The organism is Streptomyces sp. AgN23, from assembly GCF_001598115.1.
In the GTDB taxonomy this organism is placed as follows: Bacteria; Actinomycetota; Actinomycetes; order Streptomycetales; family Streptomycetaceae; genus Streptomyces; species Streptomyces antimycoticus.
On the sequence record NZ_CP007153.1, the window covers coordinates 1735893 to 1759948 of the forward strand.

The following is a 24056-nucleotide window of genomic DNA, read 5'->3' on the forward strand; positions in this document are numbered from 1 at the left end:
AGCATCACTGCCATGAACCGCGATGACACGCAGATGAAGGCAGTGACCATCCCCGAGTTCGGCGACGCCGGGGTGCTCCGCGTCGGCACGGTGCCGATCCCTGCCCCGGGGCCGCGCCAGGTCGCCATCGACGTGGCGTACGCGGGTGCGAACTTCGCGAGCGTCCTGGTGCACGCCGCCGTCGGCGGCGTGGGCAGCCAACTCGGCCAGGCGGCCCGTCTGTTGGGCGCGGGCCGCGTCGTGGGCACGGTCGGGAGCGCCGCCAGGATCGACACCGCCAAGGGCTTCGGCTACGACGAGGTGATCCTCCGTGACCGGCTCGCCGACGCCGGTGAGTTCGACATCGTCGTCGACATGGTCGGCGGCCCCGCCCGCCGGGCGAGCCTGGACCGGCTGACCTCCATGGGACGCCTGGTGATCATGGGCAAAGCCTCGGGCGCCGAGGACGTCGGCGTCCCGGCCAACGAACCGTGGTTCAGCAACAAGACGGTCTCCGGATTCAATCTGGCCGACTTCGCCGCCGCCCACCCCGACGAGGCGGGCCGGGCGCTGCGCCGTGCGGTGGAGGCCGCGGCCAAGGGGGAGCCGCGGGTACAGGTTGAGGCTCCGCCGCTGGAGCGAGTCGCCGAAGCGCACCGCCGGATCGAGGCGGGGGCGACCACAGGCAAGCTGGTGCTGGACGTCGCGGCGCTATGACGTGGTCACGGTGCGCCGGAATTCGCTGGGGTTGACGCCTCGGACCCGTTTGAACGCCGCGCTGAACCCGAACGGGTCGGAGTAGCCCACGGTGCGGGCGATATCCGCGATGGTCGCGGCCTTCCGCTCGACCAGGAGGTCTGCCGCGAGCGTCATGCGCCAGCGGGTGAGGTAGGTCAGCGGGGGTTCGCCGACCAGGTCGGCGAATCGCTTGGCGAGTGTCGAACGCGACACTCCGGTCCGCTCGGCCAGCGCGGCGACCGTCCATGGTGCCGCCGGTTCGGCGTGCAGCAGGCGCAGCGCGTCGCCGACCACCGGGTCCCGCTGGGCGGCCCACCAGGCCGGGGGCTCGCCGCCGGGCCGGTCGAACCACTCGCGCAGCGTGCAGACCAGCATCCAGTCCAGCAGCCGGTCGAGGACGACCTGCTGGCCCGGTGTGTCGATGGCGACCTCGGCGGCGAGGTGGTCCAGCACGGGGTCGCCCGTGCCCCCCTCGTCCACCCGCAGCACGACGGGCAGCGCGTCCAGCAGTCGACGGCTGATCTCGCCGCGCACGGGATAGGCGCCGACGATCAGGGTCGTGGCACCACGGCCGTCGTCGGGGTTCCCGCCCGGGCCGTCACCAGTGTCCCCACCGAGGCCGTGACCGGTGTCCCCGCCCGGGTCGTTCCAGCCGCGCCGGTGCCGGGTCCCGCCCTGCTCGGGTGTCGCGCAGTGCTCGCCGCATGCGATCGGTTCGGCCCGGGTGCCGACCTCGTCGACGAAGGTGAACGTCGCGGGGCCGCGCACGACGATCGTCTCGCGGGCGCGCAGCGGCTCGGGCGGACCGTGCTCCGGCACGATCCAGCCCGCCCCGGTGAGGACGGTGCACAGGGTCAGTGGCGCGCCGTCCACGAAGTGCAGTGCCCAGGGCGGAGACAGGGTCGAGCTGCCGAACAACGAGCCGTGGGCTCGCACCCCGCGGATCAGGTCACTGAAGGCGTCCACCCCAGTGACTTTAGACGCACACACAGGCGATCCGGCTTTTTGCCCATGGGTTCGTCCGAATCGGCCGTGTTCAATCGGCGTTATGAGCAACGACACCACTCTCGTCCTCGGCGCGACCGGCAAGACGGGTCGGCGGATCCTCGCGCGGTTGCGGCTGCGCGGCACGCCGGTGCGGGCCGCCTCCCGATCGAGCCGGACCCGGTTCGACTGGTCCGACCCCGGCGGCTGGGACGCGGCCCTGCGGGGCATCGCCGTCGCCTATGTGGTGGCGCCGCGCGTACCGGGCCCGGTGCACGAGTTCGTGGCCCGGGCCGAGGCCGCCGGAGTGCGGCGGCTGGTCCTGCTCTCCGGGCGCGGCTCCGACACCTGGGGCGACTCCTCGTTCGGCCTTGACATGCGCTCGGCCGAGGACGCCGTACGTGGCTCGGCGCTGGAGTGGACCGTCCTGCGGCCGTCGAACTTCGCGCAGAACTTCGACGAGGACGTCTTCCACGCCCCGCTGGTCGCCGGGGAGCTGGCGCTCCCGGCCGGCAAGGTTCCCGAGCCGTTCATCGACGCGGAGGACGTCGCCGACGCCGCGGCCGCGGTGCTGACCGAGACCGGCCGGCACGCCGGACGGAGCTACGAGCTGACCGGGCCGCGCGCGCTCACCTTCGGTGAGGCCGTCGAGCTGATCTCCCGGGCGTCCGGGCGGCCCATCGCCTACCGGCAGGTCTCCCCCGCCGAGTACACCGCGGCACTGGTCGACGAGGGTGTGGGCGAGGAGGACGCCCACCACGTCGCCGAGATGTTCGTGCTGATGGAACGCGGGCTGCTGGCCGGGACGACGGATGACCTCGCCACCGTCCTGGGACGGGCGCCCCGGACCTTTGAGGACTACGTCGTACGGGCCGCGGCGGCGGGAGCCTGGGGGCTATGACCGCCCGGCGGCGGCCGAGCTGCCCGGCCACCGCCCTGGCCATGCGATCAGAACGAGCCGACGCCTCGTTCCACGACCTCGAAACCATTCCCCTCACTCATCGGAAGGGCCATGATGAGCACCGACGCCACTTCACTGACCACTCAGGACCTCGAGTTCCTCCGACGCCCCCTGTACGGGTTTCTGACCGTGGCCGGGGGGCCGCTTCCGCCACAGCCCCGGCCGGTGTGGTTCGAGGCCACCGCCGAGGGCACGATCCAGCTGTTCACCGGCCCGGACACGCTCAAGGTGCGGCGCCTGCGCCGCGACCCCCGCGCCTCGATCGTGGTCGCCGCCCCGGTGGGTGAACGCGAGCGCTGGCTGTCGGTCGCCGGCCGCACCACGGTGGAAACCGACGGAGCACACGACCTGGCCGCCCGCCTGGCCGCGCGCTACTGGGACCTGGACGACGACCCGGCCCGTGCCGACGACCTCGCCGGGATCCTGGCCGAGGAATGGGTCCGTGTCGTGATTCACCCGGAGACCGTGAGCCGCTACGCGTTCTGACCTCCGCGACACCTCTCGGAAGACCACCGAGGGACTCGGTCCAGGGGATCTCGGGGACGAGACCCCGTAGGTGTGGAGCGCGCTGTTCGACCCGTGGGACGTCCTCCACCTCATCAAGAGTGGACGTACCGAGGACGAGGCGGCCCCGCCGCCTCGTGGCCGCCCTGCGCGGCGCCCCGATCGGCTGGTCCGCCCCCAGCCCCTAATCTGGGCGCGGCAACCGCACGACCCACGGATCCACGCCCGGCTCGCCCTCACCTGAACAGAGAGACACCACATGGACGTCAGTGCCCAGATCGAAGCCGTCTACGACACCCTCCGCCGCCGGAACCCCGGGGAAGCGGAGTTCCACCAGGCGGCCCATGAAGTCCTGCACGCCATAGGCCCCGTGCTCAAGGCACACCCGGAGTACGCGGACGCCCGGATCGTGGAGCGGCTGTGCGAACCGGAGCGACAGCTGATGTTCCGGGTCCCATGGGTGGACGACCAGGGAACGGTGCAGGTCAACCGCGGTTTCCGGGTGGAGTTCAACAGCGCCCTGGGGCCGTACAAGGGCGGCCTGCGCTTCCACCCCAGCGTCAATCTGGGCATCGTGAAGTTCCTCGGCTTCGAGCAGATCTTCAAGAACGCGCTGACCGGACTGTCGATCGGCGGCGGCAAGGGCGGGTCGGACTTCGACCCCAAGGGCCGCTCGGAAGCCGAGGTGATGCGGTTCTGCCAGTCCTTCATGACGGAGCTGTACCGGCATCTGGGCGAGCACACCGATGTGCCGGCCGGGGACATCGGGGTGGGCGGCCGTGAGATCGGCTATCTCTTCGGCCAGTACAAGCGGATCACCAACCGCTTCGAGGCCGGTGTGCTGACCGGCAAGCCGGTCGGCTGGGGCGGTTCACACGCACGTACCGAGGCCACCGGCTATGGCACGGTCTTCTTCGCCCAGGAGATGCTCGCCACCCGCGGTCAGGACTTCGACGGACGCCGGGTCGTGGTCTCCGGGTCGGGAAACGTCGCCGTCTACGCCATCGAGAAGGTCCACGCCCTGGGCGGCCTCGTGGTGGCCTGCTCCGACTCCTCCGGCTACCTGGTCGACGAGAACGGCCTCGACCTGGCCCTGCTCAAGGAGATCAAGGAGGTGCGCCGGGAGCGGCTCTCCGCCTACACCGAGGCGAAGCCGAGCGCGCGGTTCTCCGACCGGGGGTCGGTGTTCGACGTGCCGTGCGAGATCGCCCTGCCGTGCGCGACCCAGAACGAGCTGCACCAGCAGGACGCCGGCGCGCTGGTGAAGAACGGTGTGCTGGCCGTGGCCGAGGGCGCGAACATGCCGTGCACACCCGAGGCGGTCGAGGTGTTCCGCGGCGCGCGGGTCCTCTTCGGCCCGGGCAAGGCGGCCAACGCGGGCGGGGTCGCCACCTCCGCGCTGGAGATGCAGCAGAACGCCTCCCGCGACCGCTGGACCTTCGAGCGCACGGAGGACCGGCTCGCCGGCATCATGGGGCAGGTCCACGCCCAGTGCCGCGCCTCCGCCGAGATCTACGGGGGTGACGCCGACGACTATGTGCTCGGCGCCAACACCGCGGGCTTCCGCCACGTCGCGGACGCGATGATGGCCCAGGGAGTCATCTGAGGCACGGGCGCACCCGACGTTCGCACACGAAGGCGGTTTCATCAGGGCTTGCCTTCGTGTGCGCTCCAACTCCTACTGTCTTCGGGCATGGAGACCACGGCGCACAACAGAACACTGGGCCGCAGCGGCATCGAGGTGAGCGCTCTCGGCTTCGGCTGCTGGGCCATCGGCGGTGAGTGGCAGTCCGCCGACGGGCAGCCCCTGGGCTGGGGCAAGGTCGACGATGAGGAGTCCGTACGGGCGATTCGGCGCGCACTCGACCTCGGCGTCACCTTCTTCGACACCGCCGACGCGTACGGCACCGGCCACAGCGAACGCCTCCTCGGCCGCGCTCTCGGCAAGCACCGCACCGACGTCGTCATCGCGACGAAATGGGGCAACCTCTTCGACGAGCGGACCCGCATCCGCGACGGGCAGGACGACTCCCCGGAACACCTACGCCGCGCCCTGACCGCCTCGCTGCGGCGCCTGAACACGGACCATGTCGATCTGTACCAGCTCCACATTTCCGACGCCGACCCCGAACGCGCCGCCCAACTCCGTGACGTCTGCGAGGAGTTGGTGGGCGAGGGCCTGATCCGCGCGTACGCCTGGAGCACGGATGACCCCGCCCGGGCCGCCGTCTTCGCCCAGGGCCCGCACTGCGCGGCCGTCCAGCACCGCCTGAACATCCTCCAGGACGCGCCCGAACTCCTCGCCCTCTGCGCCGAGTCGGACCTCGCCAGCATCAACCGCAGCCCCCTCGCCATGGGACTGCTCACCGGCAAACACACCGCCGGCCGCGCCCTGGACAACACGGACATCCGCAACGCGCCCCCCGCCTGGCTGCCGGGCTTCCTCGCGAACACGGGCGCGGACCCGGCCTGGCTCCAGCGCGTCGACGCCCTGCGGTCCATCCTCACCAGCGACGGCCGCACCCTCGCCCAGGGCGCCCTCGCCTGGATCTGGGCCCGCAGCCCGCGGACGATCCCGATCCCCGGTTTCCGTACGGTCGCCCAGGCCGAGGAGAACGCGGGCGCCATCGCGAAGGGACCGCTCACCGCCGGGCAGATGGCGGACGTCGACCGGATCCTGGGGCGCTGAGCGCCCGGCCGGGCGGCAGAGGGCCCACGGCGCGACATAGGGTGCGTTCGACTTCTTCAGGCGAACCTCGCCGTGGCGCTCTTCTTGCTTCATCTCTTGACGTGTCTGGTTCAGACCTTTAGCTTCACCCATCGCCCGTCTGCGAAAAGCCGTGCCTCTGCGATGGTGGACGAACCCGCTCCGCAGCTGTGTCGGCGTTGGCCGTCGGTGTCCAGATCCCCCACCCGTGACAGCGGCAACATCCGTCAGCGAGGAGCGCACATGCAGGAGAGCAGAGACGTCGGATCGCCCAGAACGGCATCCGTGGGCATACGGCTGCTGGTGCTGTTGGCCACGCTGCTGGGCCTGGCGGTCGCCCCCGTCCACGCGACGGCGCGCGGCGCGGCCGCGCCGTTCAAGGTCTTGGCCTTGTACAACGGAACGTGGGACGCCGCCCATATCAACTTCGTCCATGAAGCGAACGAGTGGTTCCCCCAGCAGGCCGCGCAGAACGGCTTCACCTACACGGCGAGCGACAACTGGAACCTGCTCGCCGACGGCGGGGTCGACGAGTACAAGGTGGTGCTGTTCCTCGACGACCTGCCGCAGACCTCCGCCCAACGTGCCGGTTTCGAGCGCTATATGCGCGGGGGTGGCGCCTGGATGGGCTTCCACGTGGCGGCCTTCACCACCGAGGCGCAGAGCTGGCCCTGGTACCACAATGAGTTCCTCGGCACCGGCAACTTCAAGTCCAACACCTGGGGACCGACCACGGCCACCCTGAAGGTCGAGGACCGCACACACCCGTCCACCAAGGCCCTGCCCGCCACCTTCACCTCGTCGGTCAGCGAGTGGTACAGCTGGTCCAACGACCTGCGGCAGAACCCTGACATCAAGATCCTGGCCTCCGTCGACCCGAGCAGCTTCCCGCTCGGCACCGACCCCAACCAGACCTGGTACAGCGGCTACTACCCGATCCTGTGGACGAACAGCGAGTACAAGATGCTGTACGCGAACTTCGGCCACAACGCGATGGACTACGACACCAACACCCCCCTGTCCTCCACCTTCGCAAGCGAGACTCAGAACCGCTTCCTCCTCGACGGCCTGAAGTGGCTCGGCGGCGCAGGCGGCACCCAGTCGCCGGCGGCCCCCACCTCCGCGTCCGCCCGGACGGCCATGAGCCAGAAGTAGACCGCGCGCCATCAAGAAACCGCGGGGACACCCCGGGAGCCCCGCTCCCGCCCACCCCCGCCCAGGCCGCCCCGGAAATCCGGGGCGGCCGCCTTCGTTTCCGACTGGGACGACGACACCTTGTCAACGCTAGAGATGCTGCCGAGACTGGATCTATCGTCCGGTGATGCCGGCGATCAGCGTGCTCCTGCTCGTCGCGTAACCGCGGGCGGCGGCGCCAGGGGAACCGGGTGCGGCTTCCGCGTCGCCTGATACCCCAGTGATGATCACCGGGTAGAGTCCCTGCACACCTGCGGACCCCGCCAGGCCCCTACGACCTGCAGTGACGCATTGATGCACGGCACACGATCAGCCCTCATGCGCAGGAGGCCGCCATGTCCCCCCAATCCGTCCTCGCCGCCCTGACCACCGGGTTGCGAAGTGGTGCGATCGAAGTCGTCGACCTCACCTCGCCCCTGTCGTCCGCAACGCCGGTGATCCAGCTGCCCGCCGAGTTCGGCCAGACCGCGGTGTTCGAGCTGGAGGAGATCAGCAGGTACGACAACCGGGGACCGGCCTGGTACTGGAACAACTTCCGCAGTGGTGAGCACACGGGCACCCACTTCGACGCGCCGAACCACTGGGTCACCGGGAAGGACCTCACCGACGTGGCGTCGGTGCCGGCAGGGCGGCTGATCGCACCGGCGGCCGTGCTGGACTTCTCCGCCGAGGCGGGGGCGGACCCCGACTTCCTGGTCGAGGTGGAGCATGTGAAGGCATGGGAGGCCGAGAACGGGCCGCTGCCCGAGGGGGGCTGGCTGCTGGTGCGTACCGGGTGGGACGCCCGCTCGCACGCGCAGGAGCCGTTCCTCAACGCCGACGCGAGCGGCCCGCACACCCCTGGCCTGTCGCCGGAATGCGCTCGGTGGGTGGCGGAGGAGTCGCCGGTGATCGGGCTGGGTGTCGAAACGGTGGGCACCGACGCGGGACAGGCGCCTTCGTTCGACCCGGCCTTCCCATGTCACTCCTCTCTCATGGGCAGTGGCAAGTACGGGCTGACGCAGTTGCAGAATCTCTCGGTGCTGCCGCCGACCGGCGCGGTCATCATCGCGGGGCCGTTGCCGATCGTCACCGGGTCCGGTGCTCCGGCGCGGGTGCTCGCGCTGGTGGAGCGCTCATGAAGGTCGCGGAAGCCGTTGGCCGGGCGTTGTCCGCGGCAGGTGTCGACCATGTATTCGGCGTGGTCGGCTCGGGCAACTTCCACCTGACCAATGCCATGGTGGCGGCCGGTTCCCGGTTCGTCGCCGCACGCCATGAAGGTGGCGCGGCCACCATGGCCGATGCCTACGCGCGAATGAGCGGCACGGTGGCCGCGCTGACCGTGCATCAGGGGTGCGGACTGACGAACGCCCTCACCGGTATCGGCGAGGCGGCCAAGAGCCGTACGCCGCTCCTCGTGCTGGCGGCCGAAGCCACCGAGCCGAGGTCCAACTTCTCCGTCGACCAAGAGGCGCTGGCGCACGCGGTGGGCGCGGTCACGGCGCGTGTGACATCGGCGGAGGACGCGGTCGAGCAGGCATGCGCCGCGGTGCGACGAGCCCTGCACGAACGGCGCACCGTGCTGCTCAACCTCCCGTTGGACGTGCAGACCCTGGAGGCGCCCGACGAGGCGCCGACCGTGGCCGCGCCACCGCCCGAACGGACCGCGGTCGAGCCGGTAACGGACGACGTGGCGGCGTTGGCGCAGGTGCTCGAGCAGGCACGACGTCCGGTCTTCGTGGCCGGCCGGGGATCGCGCGCACCCGGCGCCCGAGATGCCCTGGCGGCGCTCGCCGAGCGCCACGGTGCGCTGCTGGCCACGTCGGCCGTCGCGCGCGGGCTGTTCCACGCCGACCCGTGGTCGCTCGACGTGTCCGGCGGCTTCTCGTCCCCCCTTACGGCAGAGCTGATCCAGGGGGCGGACCTCATCGTGGGCTGGGGCTGCGCGCTGAACATGTGGACGATGCGCCACGGTCGGCTGATCGGCTCGGACACGAGCGTCGTACAGGTCGACGACGACACCTCGGCGCTCGGTGCGCACCGGGCGGTGCACCTCGGCGTCACCGGCGATGTGGAACTCACGGCCCGGCAGGTGCTCGATACGCCCGGACGGCAACGGCAGGGCTACCGGACCGCCGACGTCGGGGCGGCCATCGCCGCACGGGTGCGGTGGCGGGATGTGCCGTACGAGGACGAGAGCAGCCGTGAACGGATCGACCCGAGGACGCTGAGCATCGCGCTCGACGACATCCTCCCCGCCGAGCGGGTGATGGGCGTGGACTCCGGAAACTTCATGGGCTACCCGACCATGTACCTGGCCGTGCCGGACCACAACAGCCTGTGCTTCACCCAGGCGTTCCAGTCGATCGGCCTGGGGCTTGCGACGGCCATCGGGGCGGCGCTGGCGCGGCCGGACCGGCTGCCCGTGGCCGCGCTCGGCGACGGCGGTGCGCTGATGAGCGCCGCCGAACTCGACACGGTGCGCCGTCTCGGGCTGCCGATGGTGGTCGTCGTCTACAACGACGACGCCTACGGAGCGGAGGTGCACCACTTCAAGCCCGGTGGATATCCGCTCGATACGGTCGAGTTCCCGCCGACGGACATCGCCGCCGTGGCGCGAGGGTACGGCTTCGAGGCGGTGACCGTACGCACGCCCGCGGACCTCAAGGCCGTCGAGGACTGGGTTGCCGGACCACGATCCGCGCCACTGCTCATCGATGCCAAGGTGGTCGGCGACCACGGGGCCTGGTGGCTGGAGGAGGCGTTCCGCGGCCACTGAGCCATCGGGACCCCGGACTCCTGGCTAGAACGGCATGCGGCCCCTGGCCCGCCGTCCGGCGGAGCCGCTGCGGCCGACCGCCTTGGAACTGCTGCGGAAGGGCTTGCTGAGGATCCGCCCCAGGATGCCGGGGGCCTTGCCGCCGGCGCGTGAGCCGACTCCCAGGGTGCGCTGGGTGCCCCGTTCGGGATGCCGGGACAGGCGCGGGACCAGGAAGGCCAGCACGGCCAGGAGGACACAGAGGCCAACAATGCCGAAAATCATGGCGAAGCACTCCTCAGACGACGTGTGCCTGCCGAGTACCCCACCCGCCCGACCGCATGCGCCGCCGCCCGGTCGACCGCGCCCGATGCGCTTCCGGTGCCGGCGCGACTGAGTCGGCGCCGACCGGGTCGGCGCCGACACCGAGGGTTTACGACACGACGGGCTGCTCGTCGCTCTCCAGTTCCTCCGGCGAGTGGCTGAGCTGCTCGCGCAGGTAGTTCCAGACCACCGCGATCAGCGCGGCAACCGGTACGGCGAGCAGACTGCCCACGATCCCGGCCAGGCTGCTGCCCAACGTCACCGCCAGCAGGATGACCGCCGCGTGCAGACCGAGCCCACGGCTTTGGATCATGGGCTGGAACACATTGCCCTCCAGCTGCTGCACCACGATGATGATCGCCAGTGCGATCAGTGCGTCCGTCGTGCCGTTGGACACCAACGCGATGAGCACCGCGACCGCACCCGCGAACAAGGCCCCCACAATGGGTACGAACGCGCAGATGAAGGTCAGGACCGCCAGCGGCAGCACCAGCGGCACTCCCAAAGCCCACAGGCCGAGTCCGATGAAGACGGCGTCGAGCAGGCCGACCAACGCCTGGGAGCGCACGAAGGCGCCCAGAGTGTCCCAACCGCGCGCGGCCACCACGGGGATGTCGGTGGCGAGCCGACCGGGGAGCTGACGGGTGAGCCACGGCAGGAACCGCGGGCCGTCCTTGAGGAAGAAGAACATCAAGAAGAGCGCCAGGACGGCGGTGACCACGCCATCGATCACGGTGCTCACCCCCGTGACGACAGTGGTGACCAGGCTTCCGGCACTGCTCTGCAGCCGGTCGGCCGCGGTGTCGGTGGCCTTGGTGATCTGGGCATCGCTGATGTTCAGCGGTGGCCCGGCGGCCCATTCACGCACCTGCTGGATGCCTTCGGTCACACGGTCGGTCAGCTCGCCGGACTGGGACGCCACCGGCACCGCGATCAGCGCCACGATGCCCGTGGCGACCAGGAGGAACAGCACGGTCACGACCGAGGCGGCCAGCGCGGGCGGCCACCCGTTCCCACGCAGAAAGCGCGCCAGCGGCCAGGTCAGTGTCGTAAGAAGTAGGCCGACTACTAGTGGCCAGACCACCGACCACATCTGGCCCAGGACCCACAGGACCACCGTGGTCATGACGAGAACCAGAAGCAAATCAAGGGAAATACGCGCCGATTGGCGGAGCGCGACACGGGTTTTCGTTGAACTCAACGTGGGAGGCATGGGCCACCCGTACCCCATGGCTATTGCCGCTGTCCAGGAGCGCCCTCGCCGGGGACCCACGCCGCACCGCGGTCCGCGAGGACTGACGGCCGGCGGTCTTCTCCGGGTCGATGCCGCAGGCGACTTGGGCGACGCGCGGGGTGCCGCGGGCGGCGGTCACGGTGTCGGGACGGCGGGACCGTCGGCAGTCCCGACGCCCCGGAACTCACTCGCAGAACACCTGCACCTTGGCGTCGGGATCGTCGACGTCGACGGTGACCTCGTCGAGCTGATCGATGAGCTCCTCGAGATGCTGCGGCTTGAGCTCGGCGAGGTCGATCGGCACCCCTGACTTGTTCAGCTCCGCGTTGACCCGGGTGAGCGCCTGCGGCGGGATGAGGCTTGTGAGCCGGACCCCGGCGCGCAGCAGCTGCAGCGGGACCCGGACGTTGACGCGACCCGCCTTATACCTTGAGTTTGTTAAGCTGCCAACTAGAAACCCTTGATTTCTCGCATGTGATGTTCAACATTTCGGTGAGGGACGGCCGGGTCACGTCCTTGCTCCGTGCCCTCTCAGCCGGCGTGGAGGACCCGAAGTCGAGCGGGGTCCGCCGGATCCCGATCAACGACCTGGACGGGCGTCCAAGCCCATTGCCACACGCTGATGCCCGGCGTGCGGGAGAACTGGATCTGCCCGCGGGTGCCCTCGACCGCGACGCGCGGCCAGGCTTCGGCAGTGCGCGCCCAGTCCACGCCGTGCGAACGCAGCACCTCGGCGAGTACGGCGATCGTGTCGTAACCCTCGAAGGCGACGAAGGAGGGCGCTTCGGCCAGCCGCTCGCGGAGAGCCGTCTCGACTCGTGCACCGAGTGGGCCGGGGCGCTCGGGCAGATAGCGCAGGAACGGGATCGCGGCGCCGTCGCCGCCCAGCAACGTCGCCCATTCGGCGAACTCCGGTTGCCCGGCCGGAGCACCCATCATCACCTCGGCGAGGCGCTCGTCGCGGCGGACGGCCTTGACGATCGACACGGCCGGCTCGGGGTGGCCGACCAGAAGCAGGAGCGCTGTCGCGCCGTGTTCGACGAGTTCGTCGCACACCGCCGTGGGGGTGAGCGAGCTTATGCCGAGTTCGACGACGGTGCCGCCGCGCGGCGCGAGATAGTCCCGCAGAATGCGGGTCCCGGATGCCCAGTAGACACTCGGCTGGGCCGCTACGGCGATTCGGCTGTGGCCCGCACCGAGGAGGAAGTCCGCGAAGATCTGCCAGCCGTGGGACTGCGCCGGGGCGAGGCGCGCGACCCAGTCCGTCGGCTGTTCGGTGAGCGCGTCGAGAACCGCTGACGAGCAGAGGAACGGCAGGCCGAGGGCGTCGGCCCTGGCGGCAGCGGCACGGGCGACGACGCTGTGATACTCCCCCGCCAAGGCGGCCACGCCGAGGCGAGCCAATTCGTCGACGGCCACCGCGGCTCTCTGTGGATCAGCCGCGGTGTCCCGGACCACCAGCTCGAGCGGTCTTCCGGCGATCCCGCCGCCGTCATTGACGTCGCGAACGGCCAACTCAAGCCCAGCGAGCAGGTGTTGACCTGCCCCGACCCAACCAGGCCGAGTCAGCGGAACGAGAGCGCCGATCTGCACGGCTGACCCGTCGGTCCGTCCCGCTCCAAGCGGGGTTGGTGGTGATGGTGGCGTATTCATGTGCTGGCGTCTCCCGCGCGACGATTCGGTTGCGGTCGCCAGGATCGCAGAGTGATCGTCAGTGGCACCGAGCGTGGCCGAGCCTCACTACGCGGCCCCGCAAGCGGCCCCTCCCCCGACGGCGGCGAGAGGCTGCACGCGTGAACGATGAATTCAGGCGGCCGATCGGGTCTGCCCTGACATGACTCGAATCGTCGCTGACATCTCGGTCTCCCTCGACGGCTTCGTCACCGGGCCCGACCCCGGCCCGGACAACGGTCTGGGCACCGGTGGCGAGGCCCTGCACACCTGGGCGTTCTCCGAGGACCCCGACGACCGCCGGATCCTGCACGAGGCCACCGCCCGCTCGGGCGCCGTCGTCCTCGGCCGCCGGCTCTTCGACATCGTCGACGGACCGAACGGCTGGGACGACACGACCGGCTACGGCGCCGGCGAGGTCGGCAAGCCCGCGTTCATCGTCGTGACGAGCTCACCGCCGGAGACGGTGCGGCTCACCGACCTCGACTGGACGTTCGTCACCACCGGCCTGCCCGCCGCCGTCACCGCCGCGCGCGAGCGCGCCGAGGCGGCGTCGTCCACCAGCGGCAAGGACCTCGACGCCTTCCTCATGGGCGGCGGCGCCACGATCGGCTCGGCGCTCGCCGCCGGTCTGGTCGACGAGCTGACGCTGCACCTCGCCCCCGTCGTACTGGGCAGCGGGACGCCACTGTTCACCGGCGGCGCGCCACGCACGCTGGTGCAGCGGAGCGTGACCTCGACATCGACCGTGACACACCTGACCTACGACGTCCGCTGACGCCTAGGACCGGAGCTGACGGGAAGCGGGCGCCTCCCAGCCGAAGCCTTCGGCGATCAGTCGCACCGGCCGCACAGATATCCACGCCGCGAAGCGGACTGAGAGTTGGCCAACCCCGGCACAGGCGCCCACCGGCCGCGGTGTGTCCGGTGCGGCGGCGGGCCGTACGGCGACTGCCAGGCCGGCCGATCGGCTCGGCCCGAGCCGCGCACCGCGTGGCGCCGTACGACCGGGCCCGGGAGCAGTCCGGTTACCAGGCCGGGGTCGTTGTCGTGCGACATGGTCAGGAGCTCGGGTTGTACGGAACGCCACAGCGCGGGGAGCCAGGGGTTGCGGAACTCGTGGTCCGCATGGACGCGGAACGTGTCGTTCGCCCGGAAGTGCCCGGAGGCACACCTGTGGCAACGGCGGAGAACGATCGGCAGGCAGGTGGGCACGACAGCCCAGTTCTTGGACACAGAGTTACACCGCTTCCAGTGAGAAGACCGCAGCGAAAAGGAGCACGGCGCACAGGTGCGACGCGCGACGGATCAGCGCTTGGGGGGTCTCACTTGGTGTACAACGGCATGTCCTTGACAGAGTGACTGTGGGCGGGAGCACCGTAACGGCACACGGGAGTGCGGCTCCACTGATTTTCGGGCGGGTGGCGATGCCTGGCGGCGGGCGCCCGCTGCCCTGAATGGCGTGGGCACGCTCGCCGAAGCGGGTCGCTACCGCGCGGACCCGCTCCGGGGGTGCCGATGTCGGGGTGGGAGTCGATCCAGATGACGGCCAGCTCGTCGCCGTAGCGGCGGGCGAGTTCGGCGAACGGGGCCACGCTGACCGCGCACTCGCCACCGAGCGCGCGGTCCAGCAGGCCGACCTGGGCGAGCACGGCGGCTTGATCCCAGTAGACGTGTTCGTACGCCACCGCGGTGCCCAACTCGACCTGCGCCGTTGACGAGGTGGACATGCGTCGGGTGGGCGTCGTGGTTGGGATTGATACGCTCCCAGATTTCGGTCGCGCCCGCCTTGATGAAGTCCTGGGACGGCTCCATGCATGGCACCGCGTCGAACGTCATGGTGCCGAGGAGCTGGTGCTGGTACTCGGCCGGGGAACGAACGGCGGGCGTCCCGGCCGGTGCGATCAGGGGGCGATCAGGACGGTCTTGCCGGGCAGTCGCCCGGCGGCGGAGTCGTCATGCACGGCACGCGACTCGGCCACCGGGCGGCGGTCGGCGATGTGGAGGCGGAGCCGAGCGTCGTCGACCCTGGCCACCAGCTCGGTCAGCTGGGTGGCGTCGCTGCGGACCCACAGGCCGGCGCTGCGTACCGAGCGGGCGGGATCCTCCGGTATCGGACCCGCTGTGCTGGCGGCCACGCCGCCGTCGGCGACATAGCGCGACAGCCGCGCGGCCTCGTCCTCGGTGCCGCGCACATGGTTCAGCAGCACCTCGAAGGGACCACCGACCGCGGCGGGGCCCGCGGCGAGATCGAGGCGGTCGACGACCCGGGCGCCGTAGCTCTGAAGGCGCTCGGCGTGCCGCGGACTGGCGGCCGCCGTCACATGCGCTCCCGCGTCCACGGCGAGCTGGACCGCGAGACTGCCCACCGCGCCCCCTGCCCCGTTGACCAGGAGGGTCTGCCCGCGCTTCAGTCCGGCGAGCCCGAACAACACCTGCCAGGCCGACAGGCCAGTAAGAGGCAGCGCCGCGGCGTCGACCAGGTCGATCGACCGGGGCGCCGCGACCAGGGCCTCGGCCGGGGCGAGCACGTACTCGGCGGCCGCGCCCACGGCGTCGAGGGGCAGCATGGCCACGATCCGGTCGCCCACCTCCACGCCGGTCACCCCCGCGCCGAGTTCGGCGACCGTGCCCGCCAGGTCGATCCCGGGCACGTGCGGGAGAGCGATGGGGAGCATCGCGTTCAGGGCTCCGGCGCGGATGTGGTCGTCGACCGGGTTGAACGACGTGGCCGCGACCCGTACCAGCACCTGCCCGGTGGCGGGGGCCGGACGCTCGATGTCCTCGTAGCGCAGGACCTCGCTGCTGCCGAAGTCGTGGTAGCGCACTGCCTTCATGGCATTTCCTCTTGTGTGTGTCGGTGTGGCGGTGTGGCGGTGTGGCGTATCGGCGTATCGGTGTTGGGCGAGAGCGTCCACGGCGCATTCGTCGAATGCCGCGGTCTCAGCGGCGAGTTCGGGGAAAGTCGGCCGTCACCGGCTCCGAAGTCGTCCGTTGACTTGCCCAGGCAAATCAAACGTAACCCCGATTGAGTTGCCTGGGCAAGTCATCTGAGTTGCCCAGGCAAGTAGGATGTGGGGTATGGACACCTCATCACCCTGGCTCGACGACGATCAGCAAGAACTGTGGCAGGCCCTGCTCACCGTCGTCATCGCACTTCCGGCGGCCCTCGACCGTCAACTGCAACGCGATGCGGGCATCTCCAACTTCGAGTACGGCGTTCTGGCCCGGCTGTCCATGTCCGACGAGGCCACCATGCGACTCAGCGACCTGGCCCGGGACTGCGACAGCACGCAGCCTCGCCTGTCGAAGGTGATGGACCGCTTCGAATCCCGCGATTGGGTCGTCCGCCGCCCCGACCCCACCGACGGCCGGTACACCCTCGCCACACTGACCGACATCGGCCGGCAGAAGGTCGTGGCGAGCGCGCCGGAACACGTTGCGCAGGTGAAGCGACTCGTCTTCGATCCGCTCAGCGCCGCTCAACGCCGCCACCTCAGCGCCGCACTCACCCGCATCGCCGCCACCGTGCGCCAAGAAGTCGAAGGAGGGTGAGCCTCGTCCGACGCCCAGACGCTGTCGTTCCATGGATGGTTCGGCTCAGCCGATCGGTGCGCTCGGAAACTCGCGCTTGTTCCGCCACAGGGCCGGCAGGAAGCTGATGGCATCCAAGCGGTTCCGACGCACTGCGGGTGGCGAGCCCACCGAGTTCATGTCGTACGAAGTCACCGGCCGCGTCGAGATCGGTGGCCAACAGCGCGATGGCGGCGAACGCCTCGGTCGTTGCCGCATGCCCGATCCGGACGCCGTGCAACACCCGCTCGAGCGGTACGGCCCGATGGACGCACTCGTGGATGCCCTCCAGGATCGCCTCATCGGTGGGCGGGGGCGGCTGCCGGGCCTTCCACCAGGGTGAACAGCGCCCGCAGGGTGGTCGCTTCATTGCCTCTGCGGAGCAGCTCGACCGCGGCCGGGCTCCCGCCGAGGACCGGCACCTCGCCGACGATCCGCCGCACGACCACGGAATTCAGCTCGATCGCCCAGCGCACGGGGTCCGCACCGACGCGCGCGACGGCGTCCTCGACGACCGCGCGCGGGCTCGCCGCTCGGTCCACGTCGACCTCACCCCGCGGCCCCAGCCGCGCGATCCAGGCCCGTCGCGGCCGCCGCCCACCGGTCTCGGTCACACTGTCTCCCTCGGGCTACGAGGCCGCGGCGGGGTCATCGATCCCGGTCGCGGTGATCGGATGTGACGCCCATACTCGGTCCCACGCGAGGGGCTGATCAACTGCGGATCGCCGAAGCCATCGTTCGGCAAAACCGAACGATGTGGTAGAGGAGTCTGGCTGCTCGTCGCGGTGCGAACACCATGGAGTTCGCACTCGGAGCACGGTCTGTGACAAGGACCCGGGGAACGACACGCGCTGAGGACCCGCCGGACCGGCGTGGCGGGCAACACCCCTGGCCGGCTGTTCAGGCTGCTACCCGAACGGCCGGTCAGGAATCCGGCATGGAGGAAGACGACGGACGGGCCCGGCCCTCGGCCTACGCCACGGGGATGATGCCGCCGTCCACCCGGAACTGGGCTCCCGTGAGCCACTTCGCGCGGCCGGACGCGAGGAAGGCGATCATCTCCGCCACGTCCTCGGGATCGCCGGGCCGGCCCATCGGCACCTTGAGGTGATCCACGATCTGCTGCTGGACCTCCGCCACGCCGACGCCCTGCCGGTCGGCGATGTGCTGGAGGTGCTGGACGGCGCCCTCAGTGGCCACAAAGCCCGGCAGCACACACACCACCCGCACTCCGTGCTCTCCCACTTCGGTCGCCAGCTCGCGACTGTAGGCGTTGAGCGCCGCCTTGGCCGCCGCGTAGGACGCTTCGGTGCGCTGCGGCAGACGGCTCGCGATCGACGAGACGTGCACGACGACGCCGGAACCCCGCTCGACCATCCCGGGAACCAGGGCCCGGTCGAGCCGGACGGCGCTGAGCAGGTTCATCTCGAGGTCCGCACGCCACGACGCGTCGGACCGCTTCAAGGTGGGCATCGGGGCGCTCGCGGCGGCCGCGTTGTTGACCAGGACATCCACCCCGCCCACGCTGTCGATGACCCGTCGGCCGAGCTCCGCCGCTCCTTGATCCGTCGCGAGGTCCGCGGGGATGAAGGTGGCCGGCAGATCCTCCGGAGGCGCGCTGCGCGAGGCGGTCAGCACCGTCGCGCCCGCGGCGGCGAATCGACGGGCGGTGGCCTCGCCCAGACCGCGGCTGCCTCCTGTGACCAGCACACGAAGGCCGCTGAACTCCTCTTTGGGAACTGTCATGAGAGTGCCCCTCCAGTAAGGTGAACCCGACTCCGGAAACTATACATAACCGGAACCCGACTCACCTTACGGAGGCACTGTTGCCGTCGTCACGTCCGATGCGCGCCGATGCGCGCCGCAACCGCGAAGCGCTGCTGGCCACGGCGCGGGAGGCGTTCCTCACCGGCGAGGCCGACGCCCACGTGGAAGAGATCGCCCGGCGGGCCGGAGTGGCGGTCGGGACGCTCTACCGCCACTTCGAGACACGCGAAGCCCTCATCGAGGAGGTCTACCGCCAGGAGGTCGACGAGCTGTGCGCCGCACCCGCGGAACTCCTCGGCCTGCATGCCCCGGACGAGGCCCTGCGCCACTTCCTGCTGCTGCTCGTGGACCACGCCGCCGTGGGCAAGGGAATGGCCGTCGCGCTGGAGAGCATCATGGCGACGGACTCACCGATCTTCGATGACGCCCGCACGCGGATGGCGCGGGCTCTCCATCAGCTGCTCGAGGCGGGCGCAGCGGCCGGCACCATCCGTCGCGGCGTCAGCGGACGCACACTGCTGCGCGCGCTGGGAGGCATCTGCGGAATGCACACCACGGAGGGCTGGCAGGACGAGGCCGCGCAGATCACGGCGATCCTCTTCGACGGCCTGCGGTTCGGCGCGCGGAACGCGAGCTGAGCCGCCGCGCCTCGCGCCGACGAGACCTGTCCGGGAGACCGGCGCGTCGGACGCGTCAGACCCCGATGGCCACCATCACGACCAGCACGATCAGGAGCAGGACGACGTAGGCGACGGAGTGGACCCGGTCCGGGACCCGGCCGGTGACGCGCCTCGCCACGGCGATGGTCGGCAGTGATCCGATGAGCAGGGCGGCGCCCGCGGTGAGATCGACGTAGCCAAGCTGTCCCGGGCCGGCGGATGTGGCGGGGGCGAGGGCGTAGACGAGGGTTCCGGCCAGGGCGACGGGGACGCTGAGGGGGTTGGCCATGGCGGTCGCCTCGGCCATGGGAAGACCCCTGCGGCGCAGCAGCGGAACCGTCATGACGCTGCCGCCCACCCCCAGGCCAGCGGCCACCAGGCCGATGCCTACGCCGCCGAGGGTGGTGGTGCGCCGCCCCAGGGGCTCCGGACGGGTTTGATGCGCCACGGAGAGGAAGCCCTTCCTCAGCAGGCTGTCGGCGATCGTCACCAGCAGATAGGCGGCGAACAGCAGGCGCAGCGCCGTACCACCGATCAAGGTGGCCGCGAAGGATCCGGCGACGGCGCCGACCGCGATGAACGCCGCCAGCGGCCAGACGTAGGCGCGGCGCAGCCGGCCCTGCCGCCACTGGGCCAGCGCCGCCGCGGCGGCATTGACGACCATGACCGCTGCCGAGGTCGCCACGGCGATGTGCATGGCGTCCGCGTCCTTTCCCGGAGCCGCCGTCACGGTCAGGACGCCGTAGACGACGGGGACCGTGATGAAACCGCCGCCGAAGCCGAAGAGCACCGTCGTGATGCCGGTCAGGCACCCGAGGAACAGAAGAGTGGAGAACGAGGTCAGCACTGGTCAGACGCTATTGACCGGCAGGCGTGGCGGGCAATCGACGGATCGCCATGTTCCTACGCGCAGCAGACAGGGGCGGGCGGTCCCGCGTAGCCTCGCGGTATGCGCAACATCCGGGTCGCGGACGTGGACGACCTCGATCGTGCCGTGCTGGCCATCGGCACCGACTACCCCCAGGACCATCTGCTCGTCCGGCATGAGCACCGCCGCGCCCAGGTGCTGTACGCGGCCACCGGGGTGATGCGGGTCGAGACGGCGGACGGCAGCTGGACGATACCCACCGCCCGCGCCGTGCTGATCCCGCCCATGACCGGGCATCAGGTCACGATGACGGGCGTCAGCACCCGGAGCCTCTACATCGAGCCCGCCGCCGTGCCGTGGTTTCCCGCCCGCTGTCAGGCCGTCGATGTCTCCGCGCTGCTGCGGGCGCTGATCCTGGAGGCCGTCGAGATGGAGCCGCGCTACCCCGAGCACAGCCGCGACGCGGCGGTGGCGGCCCTCATCCTCCACGAGCTCAAGAACCTCACCCCGCTGCCGCTCGATGTGCCGCTGCCCTCCGATCCGCGGCTGCGTGGCCTGTGCGAGGCGTTCCTGCGGAAGCCGGACATCCATGACCCGCCCGCCCGCTGGTGCGCTGCCCTCAATATCAGCGAACGCACCCTCGCCCGCCTGTTCCAGCGCGGCACCGGTCTGAGCTTCTCGCAGTGGCGGCAGCGCGCCTGCGTCCTGCACTCCCTTCAGCACCTCACCGCGGGCATGCCCGTCACACGCATAGCGGCCCAGCTCGGCTACGACAACCCCGCGGCCTACACGGCCGCGTTCAAGAAGCTCCTCGGCCAACCGCCGACGGCGTACCGGAGCCCCGACGCCACGGGCCTCGGCGACCGGGGCGCGCGGTGAAGATGTCCACGGCTTCCTGCGCCCGCGCGAGCGCCTGCTCCCTGCGGCCGGACCGCCGCAGATAGGGGACCGCCGGATACATCGGCCAGTCGCCCAGCCCTCCGCGAAACCTCCCGGGGTTCACGGTGGCGAGTCGGCGGAGCAGGTCGGGGGCCCTGGGCCACTCTGGTGGCGCCGGTGGGGCTACACCTGGGTGAGGATGCCTCCATCGACGCGGAACCGCTATCCGGTGAGCCAGCGCGCCCGCTCCGACACCAGGAACGCGACCAACTCGGCGGCGCCCTCAGGGGTTCCGGGCCGGTTCATCGGCACGTTCAGGCGCTCCGCGAGGCCGCGCTGCGCCTCCTGCAGCGAAACCCCCTGGCTGTCGGCGATCTTCTGATGGTGCGCGATCACCCCCGGGGTGGCGATGAAGCCCGGCAGCACGCACACCACCCGTACCCCGGCCGGGCCGACCTCGGCCGCGAGCGAGCGGCTGTAGCTGTTCAGCGCGGCCTTGGCCGCCCCGTAGGCGGCCTGGCCCGGCTGCGGCAGATGGCTTGCGATGGACGAGACCCGCACCACGACCCCCGAGCCGCGCTCCACCATGCCCGGGACCAGCTCCTGGTCCAGCCGGGCCGCGGCCAGCAGATTGCTCTCGAGGTCCGCCTGCCAGGTTGCCGGTGGCCGGGTCAGCGTGTTCTCCGGGGCGCTGCCGGCGCCGGCGTTGTCGACGAGGATGTCCACCCCGCCAACGGCGTCGCGCACCCGCTTGGCCAACTGCCGCGCTCCGTCGGGGTCCGCGAGGTCCGCGGTGAAGAACCGCGCGGGCAGCGAGCCCTCGGGCGGCGCCGATCTGGCTGCCGCGAACACGGTCGCGCCCGCCGCGGCGAGTCGCCGCACGATCGCCGCGCCGAGCCCGCGGCTGCCGCCCGTGACCAGCGCGCGCCGCCCCGCAAGCTCTTCGTCGAGGATCGGCGAGGACCCGTCGATCCCGCTCCCACCAGTGGGTAGGCAAGCCGTCGAGGAGTTCGACGCCCTGGTCCGTGGCGAGCACGGTGCCTCGCTGGTGCGCGCCCAGGTCAACGAGCACGCCCCGTGGGGCCTGGCCGCCGCGCGCACACTCCAGCAGCGGCTGGGCGACCTGACCCGCGCACTGGCCACCGGCGAAGGGCCCGAGGGCATGCTGCGCGGACGGCTGGCCCTGTCCGCTGTGATCATGGCCGCGGCACGCGGACGCGAACTGGGCGGTCGGCAGGCGGAGCGCCACGCAGCGGCGCTCGCGGTGGCCCGCTCACTGATCGCACCCGAGACCGGGTCCTGGAAGGAGTCTCCCCGCCGCCGCCCGGCGGATCACGATCCGAGCCGTTCAGGGGTGCAGTCCGGTGAGGAGACTGCGGCGGGCGGAGTCGACGTGTTCTTCAGCGCGCCGGGCCAGGGTCTCGCGGTCGCCTGAGCGCAGGAGCGTCGCCAGTTCATGGTGCTCGTCCACCACCCGGGCACGGTAGTGCTCGTAGCCGAGGGCGATACGGCGGAGCTGGAAGAGATAGATCTGTGAGCGTACGGCGCGCCATGCCGCGCCGAGCCTGCGGTTGTTCGAGGCCGCGTAGATCACGTCGTGGAAGGCGATGTCGAGCGCGAGCAGCCGCGCGCCGGACGCCTCGCCGCCGATCTCCTCCGCCATCGCCTGGACCAGCGTGTCCAACTCGGTCAGCTGATCGGCGGTCGCGTTGCCCTGCGCGCTCGTCGCCGCGAGGCGGTCGAGGGCGGCGCGCACCGCGTAGACCTCCTCGACGTCCTGCTCGGTGACGTCGATGACGGTGGTGCCACGGTGCCAGGCGCTCCGGACCAGCCCTTCGCGTTCGAGGAAGGCGAGTCCTTCGCGTACCGATCCGCGGCTGACCCCCAATGAGGCGGCGAGTTCGACCTCGCGCAGCGGCGATCCGGGCGGGAAGTGGCCGGCGAAGATCGCCTCGCGGATGAGGTCGGCGGCCTCTTGTGCCAGTCCGCGGCGGCTGGCTTTGGGGAGCGGTGCGGTGGGCATGTCGAATGTTGACATTGGGATGTGCGGTGCTGCAAGGTCTGAAGCCATCCGAGCCGAGGGAGCCGCTCCATGTCTGTGCGTCCTGCCGTGCATCTGGCCATACCCGTGGATGATCTGGATGCCGCACGCCGGTTCTACGGAGGCGTCCTCGGGCTTGCGGAGGGGCGTTCCACCGGCCAGTGGGTCGATTGGGACCTGCACGGCCATCAACTGGTGACCCATGTGGTCCCCGGCGGCCCCGTGTCCACCGGGACCAGCTCGGTCGACGGGCAGGAGGTGCCGATTCCGCACTTCGGGCTGCTGCTGTCGACCGGGGACTTCCACGCGCTCGCCGACCGACTCCGTGCGGCGGGCACCGGCTTCGTCATCGAGCCCTGCCTTCGCTTCCGGGGCGAGCCGGCGGAGCAGTGGACGATGTTCCTCCACGATCCGGCCGGCAACGCGCTGGAGTTCAAGGCGTTCCGTGACGAGTCGAAGGTGTTCGCGCGATGAGGCGGGTGCTGGTCACAGGGGCGTCGCGGGGCATCGGCCGTGCCGTGGCCCATGCGTTCGCCGAGCGCGGCGACCGCGTGGGGGTGCACTACGCCACCGGTCTCGCGGATGCCGAGGACACCTTGCGGGGCTTGCCCGGCTCCGGCCATGGTCTGTTCGGCGGCGATCTCGGTGAGCCACGAGCGGCGCAGGACATCGTCGAGCAGGCCGTGCGGACGCTGGGCGGGGTCGATGTGCTGGTCAACAACGCGGCCATCGCGCCGTCCACCGGCAACCGGCACTCCGTGGCCGATGTGTCCTACCCGGACTGGCAGCGGATCTGGCACCGCATGATCGATGTCAATCTGCTCGGCGCGGCGAACATGACCTACTGCGTCGCCCGGCATCTCATCGACCGCGGCGCGACCGGAAGCATCGTCAACATCGGTTCCCGCGGTGCCTTCCGGGGCGAGCCCGACTTCCCGGCGTACGGCGCGAGCAAGGCCGCGCTGCACGCTTTCGGGCAATCGATGGCCGTCACGCTGGCGCCGCACGGGATCGCGGTGGCGTCCGTGGCCCCCGGGTTCGTCGCGACCGAACGGCAGGCCGCCAAGATGGCCGGTCCGGCCGGGGACGGGCTACGGGGCCAGAGCCCGTTCGGGCGGGTCGGGACGCCCGAGGAAGTCGCCGCCGCCGTGCTGTACCTGGCCTCACCGGAGGCCGCGTGGTCCTCCGGAGCCGTGCTCGACCTCAACGGCGCGTCCTACCTCCGGACCTGAGACA

25 protein-coding genes and 1 pseudogene are annotated in these 24056 nt (G+C 70.8%); 15 read left to right on the plus strand and 11 right to left on the minus strand.

What is annotated here, in order from left to right; all coding sequences use genetic code 11:
• Nucleotides 1-12 precede the first annotated feature (12 nt).
• Nucleotides 13-696 (plus strand): zinc-binding dehydrogenase, encoded by a 684-nt coding sequence (locus AS97_RS07650; RefSeq protein ID WP_210564589.1) that lies wholly within the window; start codon nt 13-15, stop codon nt 694-696.
• On the opposite strand, the gene AS97_RS07655 is transcribed toward AS97_RS07650, so the two are convergent.
• Nucleotides 691-1683 (minus strand): AraC family transcriptional regulator, encoded by a 993-nt coding sequence (locus AS97_RS07655; RefSeq protein WP_059142972.1) that lies wholly within the window; start codon nt 1681-1683, stop codon nt 691-693. The genes AS97_RS07650 and AS97_RS07655 overlap by 6 nt on opposite strands.
• An 82-nt stretch (nt 1684-1765) precedes the next feature.
• On the opposite strand from AS97_RS07655, the gene AS97_RS07660 reads away from it, so the two are divergent.
• The 7 genes and pseudogenes from AS97_RS07660 (at nt 1766) to AS97_RS07690 (ending at nt 9825) form a co-directional block, all read left to right on the plus strand.
• Complete coding sequence (locus tag AS97_RS07660) at nt 1766-2602, plus strand: NAD(P)H-binding protein (protein WP_059142973.1); 837 nt, start codon at nt 1766-1768, stop codon at nt 2600-2602.
• A 111-nt stretch (nt 2603-2713) separates the two neighbouring features.
• Nucleotides 2714-3148 (plus strand): pyridoxamine 5'-phosphate oxidase family protein, encoded by a 435-nt coding sequence (locus AS97_RS07665; protein ID WP_236670244.1) that lies wholly within the window; start codon nt 2714-2716, stop codon nt 3146-3148.
• A gap of 277 nt (nt 3149-3425) precedes the next feature.
• Complete coding sequence (gene gdhA / locus AS97_RS07670) at nt 3426-4772, plus strand: NADP-specific glutamate dehydrogenase (protein ID WP_125761245.1); 1347 nt, start codon at nt 3426-3428, stop codon at nt 4770-4772.
• An 87-nt stretch (nt 4773-4859) separates the two neighbouring features.
• Entirely contained in the window at nt 4860-5855 is a 996-nt protein-coding gene (locus AS97_RS07675) for an aldo/keto reductase (protein ID WP_059142975.1), read from the plus strand.
• Between the two features lie 261 nt (nt 5856-6116).
• A pseudogene (locus tag AS97_RS07680) lies at nt 6117-6980 on the plus strand (ThuA domain-containing protein); the annotation flags it as partial.
• Nucleotides 6981-7402: 422 nt separating this feature from the next.
• Complete coding sequence (locus AS97_RS07685; protein ID WP_059142977.1) at nt 7403-8188, plus strand: cyclase family protein; 786 nt, start codon at nt 7403-7405, stop codon at nt 8186-8188.
• Nucleotides 8185-9825, plus strand: coding sequence for a thiamine pyrophosphate-binding protein (locus tag AS97_RS07690; protein ID WP_210564591.1), 1641 nt, complete (start codon nt 8185-8187; stop codon nt 9823-9825). Before AS97_RS07685 ends, AS97_RS07690 begins: the two co-directional genes overlap by 4 nt.
• Nucleotides 9826-9849: 24 nt before the next feature.
• Here the strand turns inward: AS97_RS07690 and AS97_RS07695 are convergent, their stop codons facing one another.
• The 3 genes from AS97_RS07695 to AS97_RS07710 form a co-directional block, all read right to left on the minus strand.
• Entirely contained in the window at nt 9850-10089 is a 240-nt protein-coding gene (locus AS97_RS07695; RefSeq protein WP_210564592.1) for a DUF6411 family protein, read from the minus strand.
• Between the two features lie 148 nt (nt 10090-10237).
• On the minus strand, nt 10238-11341 hold the full coding sequence (locus tag AS97_RS07700) for an AI-2E family transporter (RefSeq protein ID WP_059142980.1): 1104 nt from the start codon (nt 11339-11341) through the stop codon (nt 10238-10240).
• A gap of 552 nt (nt 11342-11893) precedes the next feature.
• On the minus strand, nt 11894-13015 hold the full coding sequence (locus tag AS97_RS07710) for an ABC transporter substrate-binding protein (protein ID WP_210564593.1): 1122 nt from the start codon (nt 13013-13015) through the stop codon (nt 11894-11896).
• Nucleotides 13016-13196: 181 nt separating this feature from the next.
• Between AS97_RS07710 and AS97_RS07715 the strand changes: the two genes are divergently transcribed.
• Nucleotides 13197-13811: a dihydrofolate reductase family protein gene (locus AS97_RS07715; protein ID WP_210564594.1), complete on the plus strand. Its 615-nt coding sequence runs from the start codon at nt 13197-13199 to the stop codon at nt 13809-13811.
• 547 nt (nt 13812-14358) lie between these two features.
• On the opposite strand, the gene AS97_RS07720 is transcribed toward AS97_RS07715, so the two are convergent.
• Nucleotides 14359-14763 carry an arginase family protein gene (locus tag AS97_RS07720; protein WP_059142983.1) on the minus strand — a complete coding sequence of 135 codons (405 nt, stop codon included), beginning with the start codon at nt 14761-14763 and terminating at the stop codon, nt 14359-14361.
• Between the two features lie 174 nt (nt 14764-14937).
• A complete protein-coding gene (locus AS97_RS07725; protein ID WP_086710591.1) occupies nt 14938-15870 on the minus strand; it encodes an NADP-dependent oxidoreductase in 933 nt (310 codons plus the stop codon).
• 244 nt (nt 15871-16114) lie between these two features.
• Between AS97_RS07725 and AS97_RS07730 the strand changes: the two genes are divergently transcribed.
• Nucleotides 16115-16588: a MarR family winged helix-turn-helix transcriptional regulator gene (locus AS97_RS07730; protein ID WP_059142985.1), complete on the plus strand. Its 474-nt coding sequence runs from the start codon at nt 16115-16117 to the stop codon at nt 16586-16588.
• Nucleotides 16589-16905: 317 nt separating this feature from the next.
• Here AS97_RS07730 and AS97_RS07735 read toward each other — a convergent pair whose 3' ends face one another.
• Nucleotides 16906-17220, minus strand: coding sequence for a hypothetical protein (locus AS97_RS07735; RefSeq protein WP_247204269.1), 315 nt, complete (start codon nt 17218-17220; stop codon nt 16906-16908).
• A 358-nt stretch (nt 17221-17578) separates the two neighbouring features.
• The gene (locus AS97_RS07740) at nt 17579-18352 is read right to left on the minus strand and encodes an oxidoreductase (protein ID WP_210564595.1); all 774 of its coding nucleotides are present in this window, start codon (nt 18350-18352) and stop codon (nt 17579-17581) included.
• A gap of 80 nt (nt 18353-18432) precedes the next feature.
• Between AS97_RS07740 and AS97_RS07745 the strand changes: the two genes are divergently transcribed.
• Nucleotides 18433-19011: a TetR/AcrR family transcriptional regulator gene (locus tag AS97_RS07745; protein WP_059142988.1), complete on the plus strand. Its 579-nt coding sequence runs from the start codon at nt 18433-18435 to the stop codon at nt 19009-19011.
• A 55-nt stretch (nt 19012-19066) separates the two neighbouring features.
• Here the strand turns inward: AS97_RS07745 and AS97_RS07750 are convergent, their stop codons facing one another.
• A complete protein-coding gene (locus tag AS97_RS07750) occupies nt 19067-19879 on the minus strand; it encodes a sulfite exporter TauE/SafE family protein (protein ID WP_210564596.1) in 813 nt (270 codons plus the stop codon).
• Between the two features lie 102 nt (nt 19880-19981).
• On the opposite strand from AS97_RS07750, the gene AS97_RS07755 reads away from it, so the two are divergent.
• The gene (locus tag AS97_RS07755) at nt 19982-20779 is read left to right on the plus strand and encodes a helix-turn-helix transcriptional regulator (RefSeq protein ID WP_210564597.1); all 798 of its coding nucleotides are present in this window, start codon (nt 19982-19984) and stop codon (nt 20777-20779) included.
• Nucleotides 20780-21001: 222 nt separating this feature from the next.
• Here AS97_RS07755 and AS97_RS07760 read toward each other — a convergent pair whose 3' ends face one another.
• Entirely contained in the window at nt 21002-21751 is a 750-nt protein-coding gene (locus AS97_RS07760; RefSeq protein WP_210567159.1) for an oxidoreductase, read from the minus strand.
• 13 nt (nt 21752-21764) lie between these two features.
• Here AS97_RS07760 and AS97_RS07765 point away from each other — a divergent pair, with 13 nt between their 5' ends.
• The gene (locus AS97_RS07765) at nt 21765-22214 is read left to right on the plus strand and encodes a hypothetical protein (protein ID WP_210567456.1); all 450 of its coding nucleotides are present in this window, start codon (nt 21765-21767) and stop codon (nt 22212-22214) included.
• Here the strand turns inward: AS97_RS07765 and AS97_RS07770 are convergent.
• Nucleotides 22128-22802 (minus strand): GntR family transcriptional regulator, encoded by a 675-nt coding sequence (locus AS97_RS07770; RefSeq protein ID WP_210564598.1) that lies wholly within the window; start codon nt 22800-22802, stop codon nt 22128-22130. The genes AS97_RS07765 and AS97_RS07770 overlap by 87 nt on opposite strands.
• Before the next feature lie 69 nt (nt 22803-22871).
• Here AS97_RS07770 and AS97_RS07775 point away from each other — a divergent pair, with 69 nt between their 5' ends.
• Both AS97_RS07775 and AS97_RS07780 read left to right on the plus strand, forming a co-directional pair.
• The gene (locus AS97_RS07775) at nt 22872-23294 is read left to right on the plus strand and encodes a VOC family protein (RefSeq protein ID WP_125759617.1); all 423 of its coding nucleotides are present in this window, start codon (nt 22872-22874) and stop codon (nt 23292-23294) included.
• Nucleotides 23291-24052 carry an SDR family oxidoreductase gene (locus tag AS97_RS07780; RefSeq protein ID WP_125759615.1) on the plus strand — a complete coding sequence of 254 codons (762 nt, stop codon included), beginning with the start codon at nt 23291-23293 and terminating at the stop codon, nt 24050-24052. Before AS97_RS07775 ends, AS97_RS07780 begins: the two co-directional genes overlap by 4 nt.
• Nucleotides 24053-24056: the final 4 nt, after the last annotated feature.

Excerpts from the sequence above, each read along its gene's own strand:
- AS97_RS07690 (WP_210564591.1), top strand. The coding sequence starts at position 8,185 with ATGAAGGTCGCGGAAGCCGTTGGCCGGGCGTTGTCCGCGGCAGGTGTC.
- AS97_RS07665 (WP_236670244.1), top strand. The coding sequence starts at position 2,714 with ATGATGAGCACCGACGCCACTTCACTGACCACTCAGGACCTCGAGTTC.
- AS97_RS07755 (WP_210564597.1), top strand. The coding sequence starts at position 19,982 with ATGCGCAACATCCGGGTCGCGGACGTGGACGACCTCGATCGTGCCGTG.
- AS97_RS07725 (WP_086710591.1), bottom strand. The coding sequence starts at position 15,870 with ATGAAGGCAGTGCGCTACCACGACTTCGGCAGCAGCGAGGTCCTGCGC.
- AS97_RS07675 (WP_059142975.1), top strand. The coding sequence starts at position 4,860 with ATGGAGACCACGGCGCACAACAGAACACTGGGCCGCAGCGGCATCGAG.
- AS97_RS07710 (WP_210564593.1), bottom strand. The coding sequence starts at position 13,015 with ATGAATACGCCACCATCACCACCAACCCCGCTTGGAGCGGGACGGACC.
- AS97_RS07720 (WP_059142983.1), bottom strand. The coding sequence starts at position 14,763 with ATGTCCACCTCGTCAACGGCGCAGGTCGAGTTGGGCACCGCGGTGGCG.
- AS97_RS07740 (WP_210564595.1), bottom strand. The coding sequence starts at position 18,352 with ATGACAGTTCCCAAAGAGGAGTTCAGCGGCCTTCGTGTGCTGGTCACA.
- AS97_RS07730 (WP_059142985.1), top strand. The coding sequence starts at position 16,115 with ATGGACACCTCATCACCCTGGCTCGACGACGATCAGCAAGAACTGTGG.
- AS97_RS07700 (WP_059142980.1), bottom strand. The coding sequence starts at position 11,341 with ATGCCTCCCACGTTGAGTTCAACGAAAACCCGTGTCGCGCTCCGCCAA.
- AS97_RS07775 (WP_125759617.1), top strand. The coding sequence starts at position 22,872 with ATGTCTGTGCGTCCTGCCGTGCATCTGGCCATACCCGTGGATGATCTG.
- gdhA (WP_125761245.1), top strand. The coding sequence starts at position 3,426 with ATGGACGTCAGTGCCCAGATCGAAGCCGTCTACGACACCCTCCGCCGC.
- AS97_RS07780 (WP_125759615.1), top strand. The coding sequence starts at position 23,291 with ATGAGGCGGGTGCTGGTCACAGGGGCGTCGCGGGGCATCGGCCGTGCC.
- AS97_RS07770 (WP_210564598.1), bottom strand. The coding sequence starts at position 22,802 with ATGCCCACCGCACCGCTCCCCAAAGCCAGCCGCCGCGGACTGGCACAA.
- AS97_RS07695 (WP_210564592.1), bottom strand. The coding sequence starts at position 10,089 with ATGATTTTCGGCATTGTTGGCCTCTGTGTCCTCCTGGCCGTGCTGGCC.
- AS97_RS07715 (WP_210564594.1), top strand. The coding sequence starts at position 13,197 with ATGACTCGAATCGTCGCTGACATCTCGGTCTCCCTCGACGGCTTCGTC.
- AS97_RS07650 (WP_210564589.1), top strand. The coding sequence starts at position 13 with ATGAACCGCGATGACACGCAGATGAAGGCAGTGACCATCCCCGAGTTC.
- AS97_RS07660 (WP_059142973.1), top strand. The coding sequence starts at position 1,766 with ATGAGCAACGACACCACTCTCGTCCTCGGCGCGACCGGCAAGACGGGT.
- AS97_RS07685 (WP_059142977.1), top strand. The coding sequence starts at position 7,403 with ATGTCCCCCCAATCCGTCCTCGCCGCCCTGACCACCGGGTTGCGAAGT.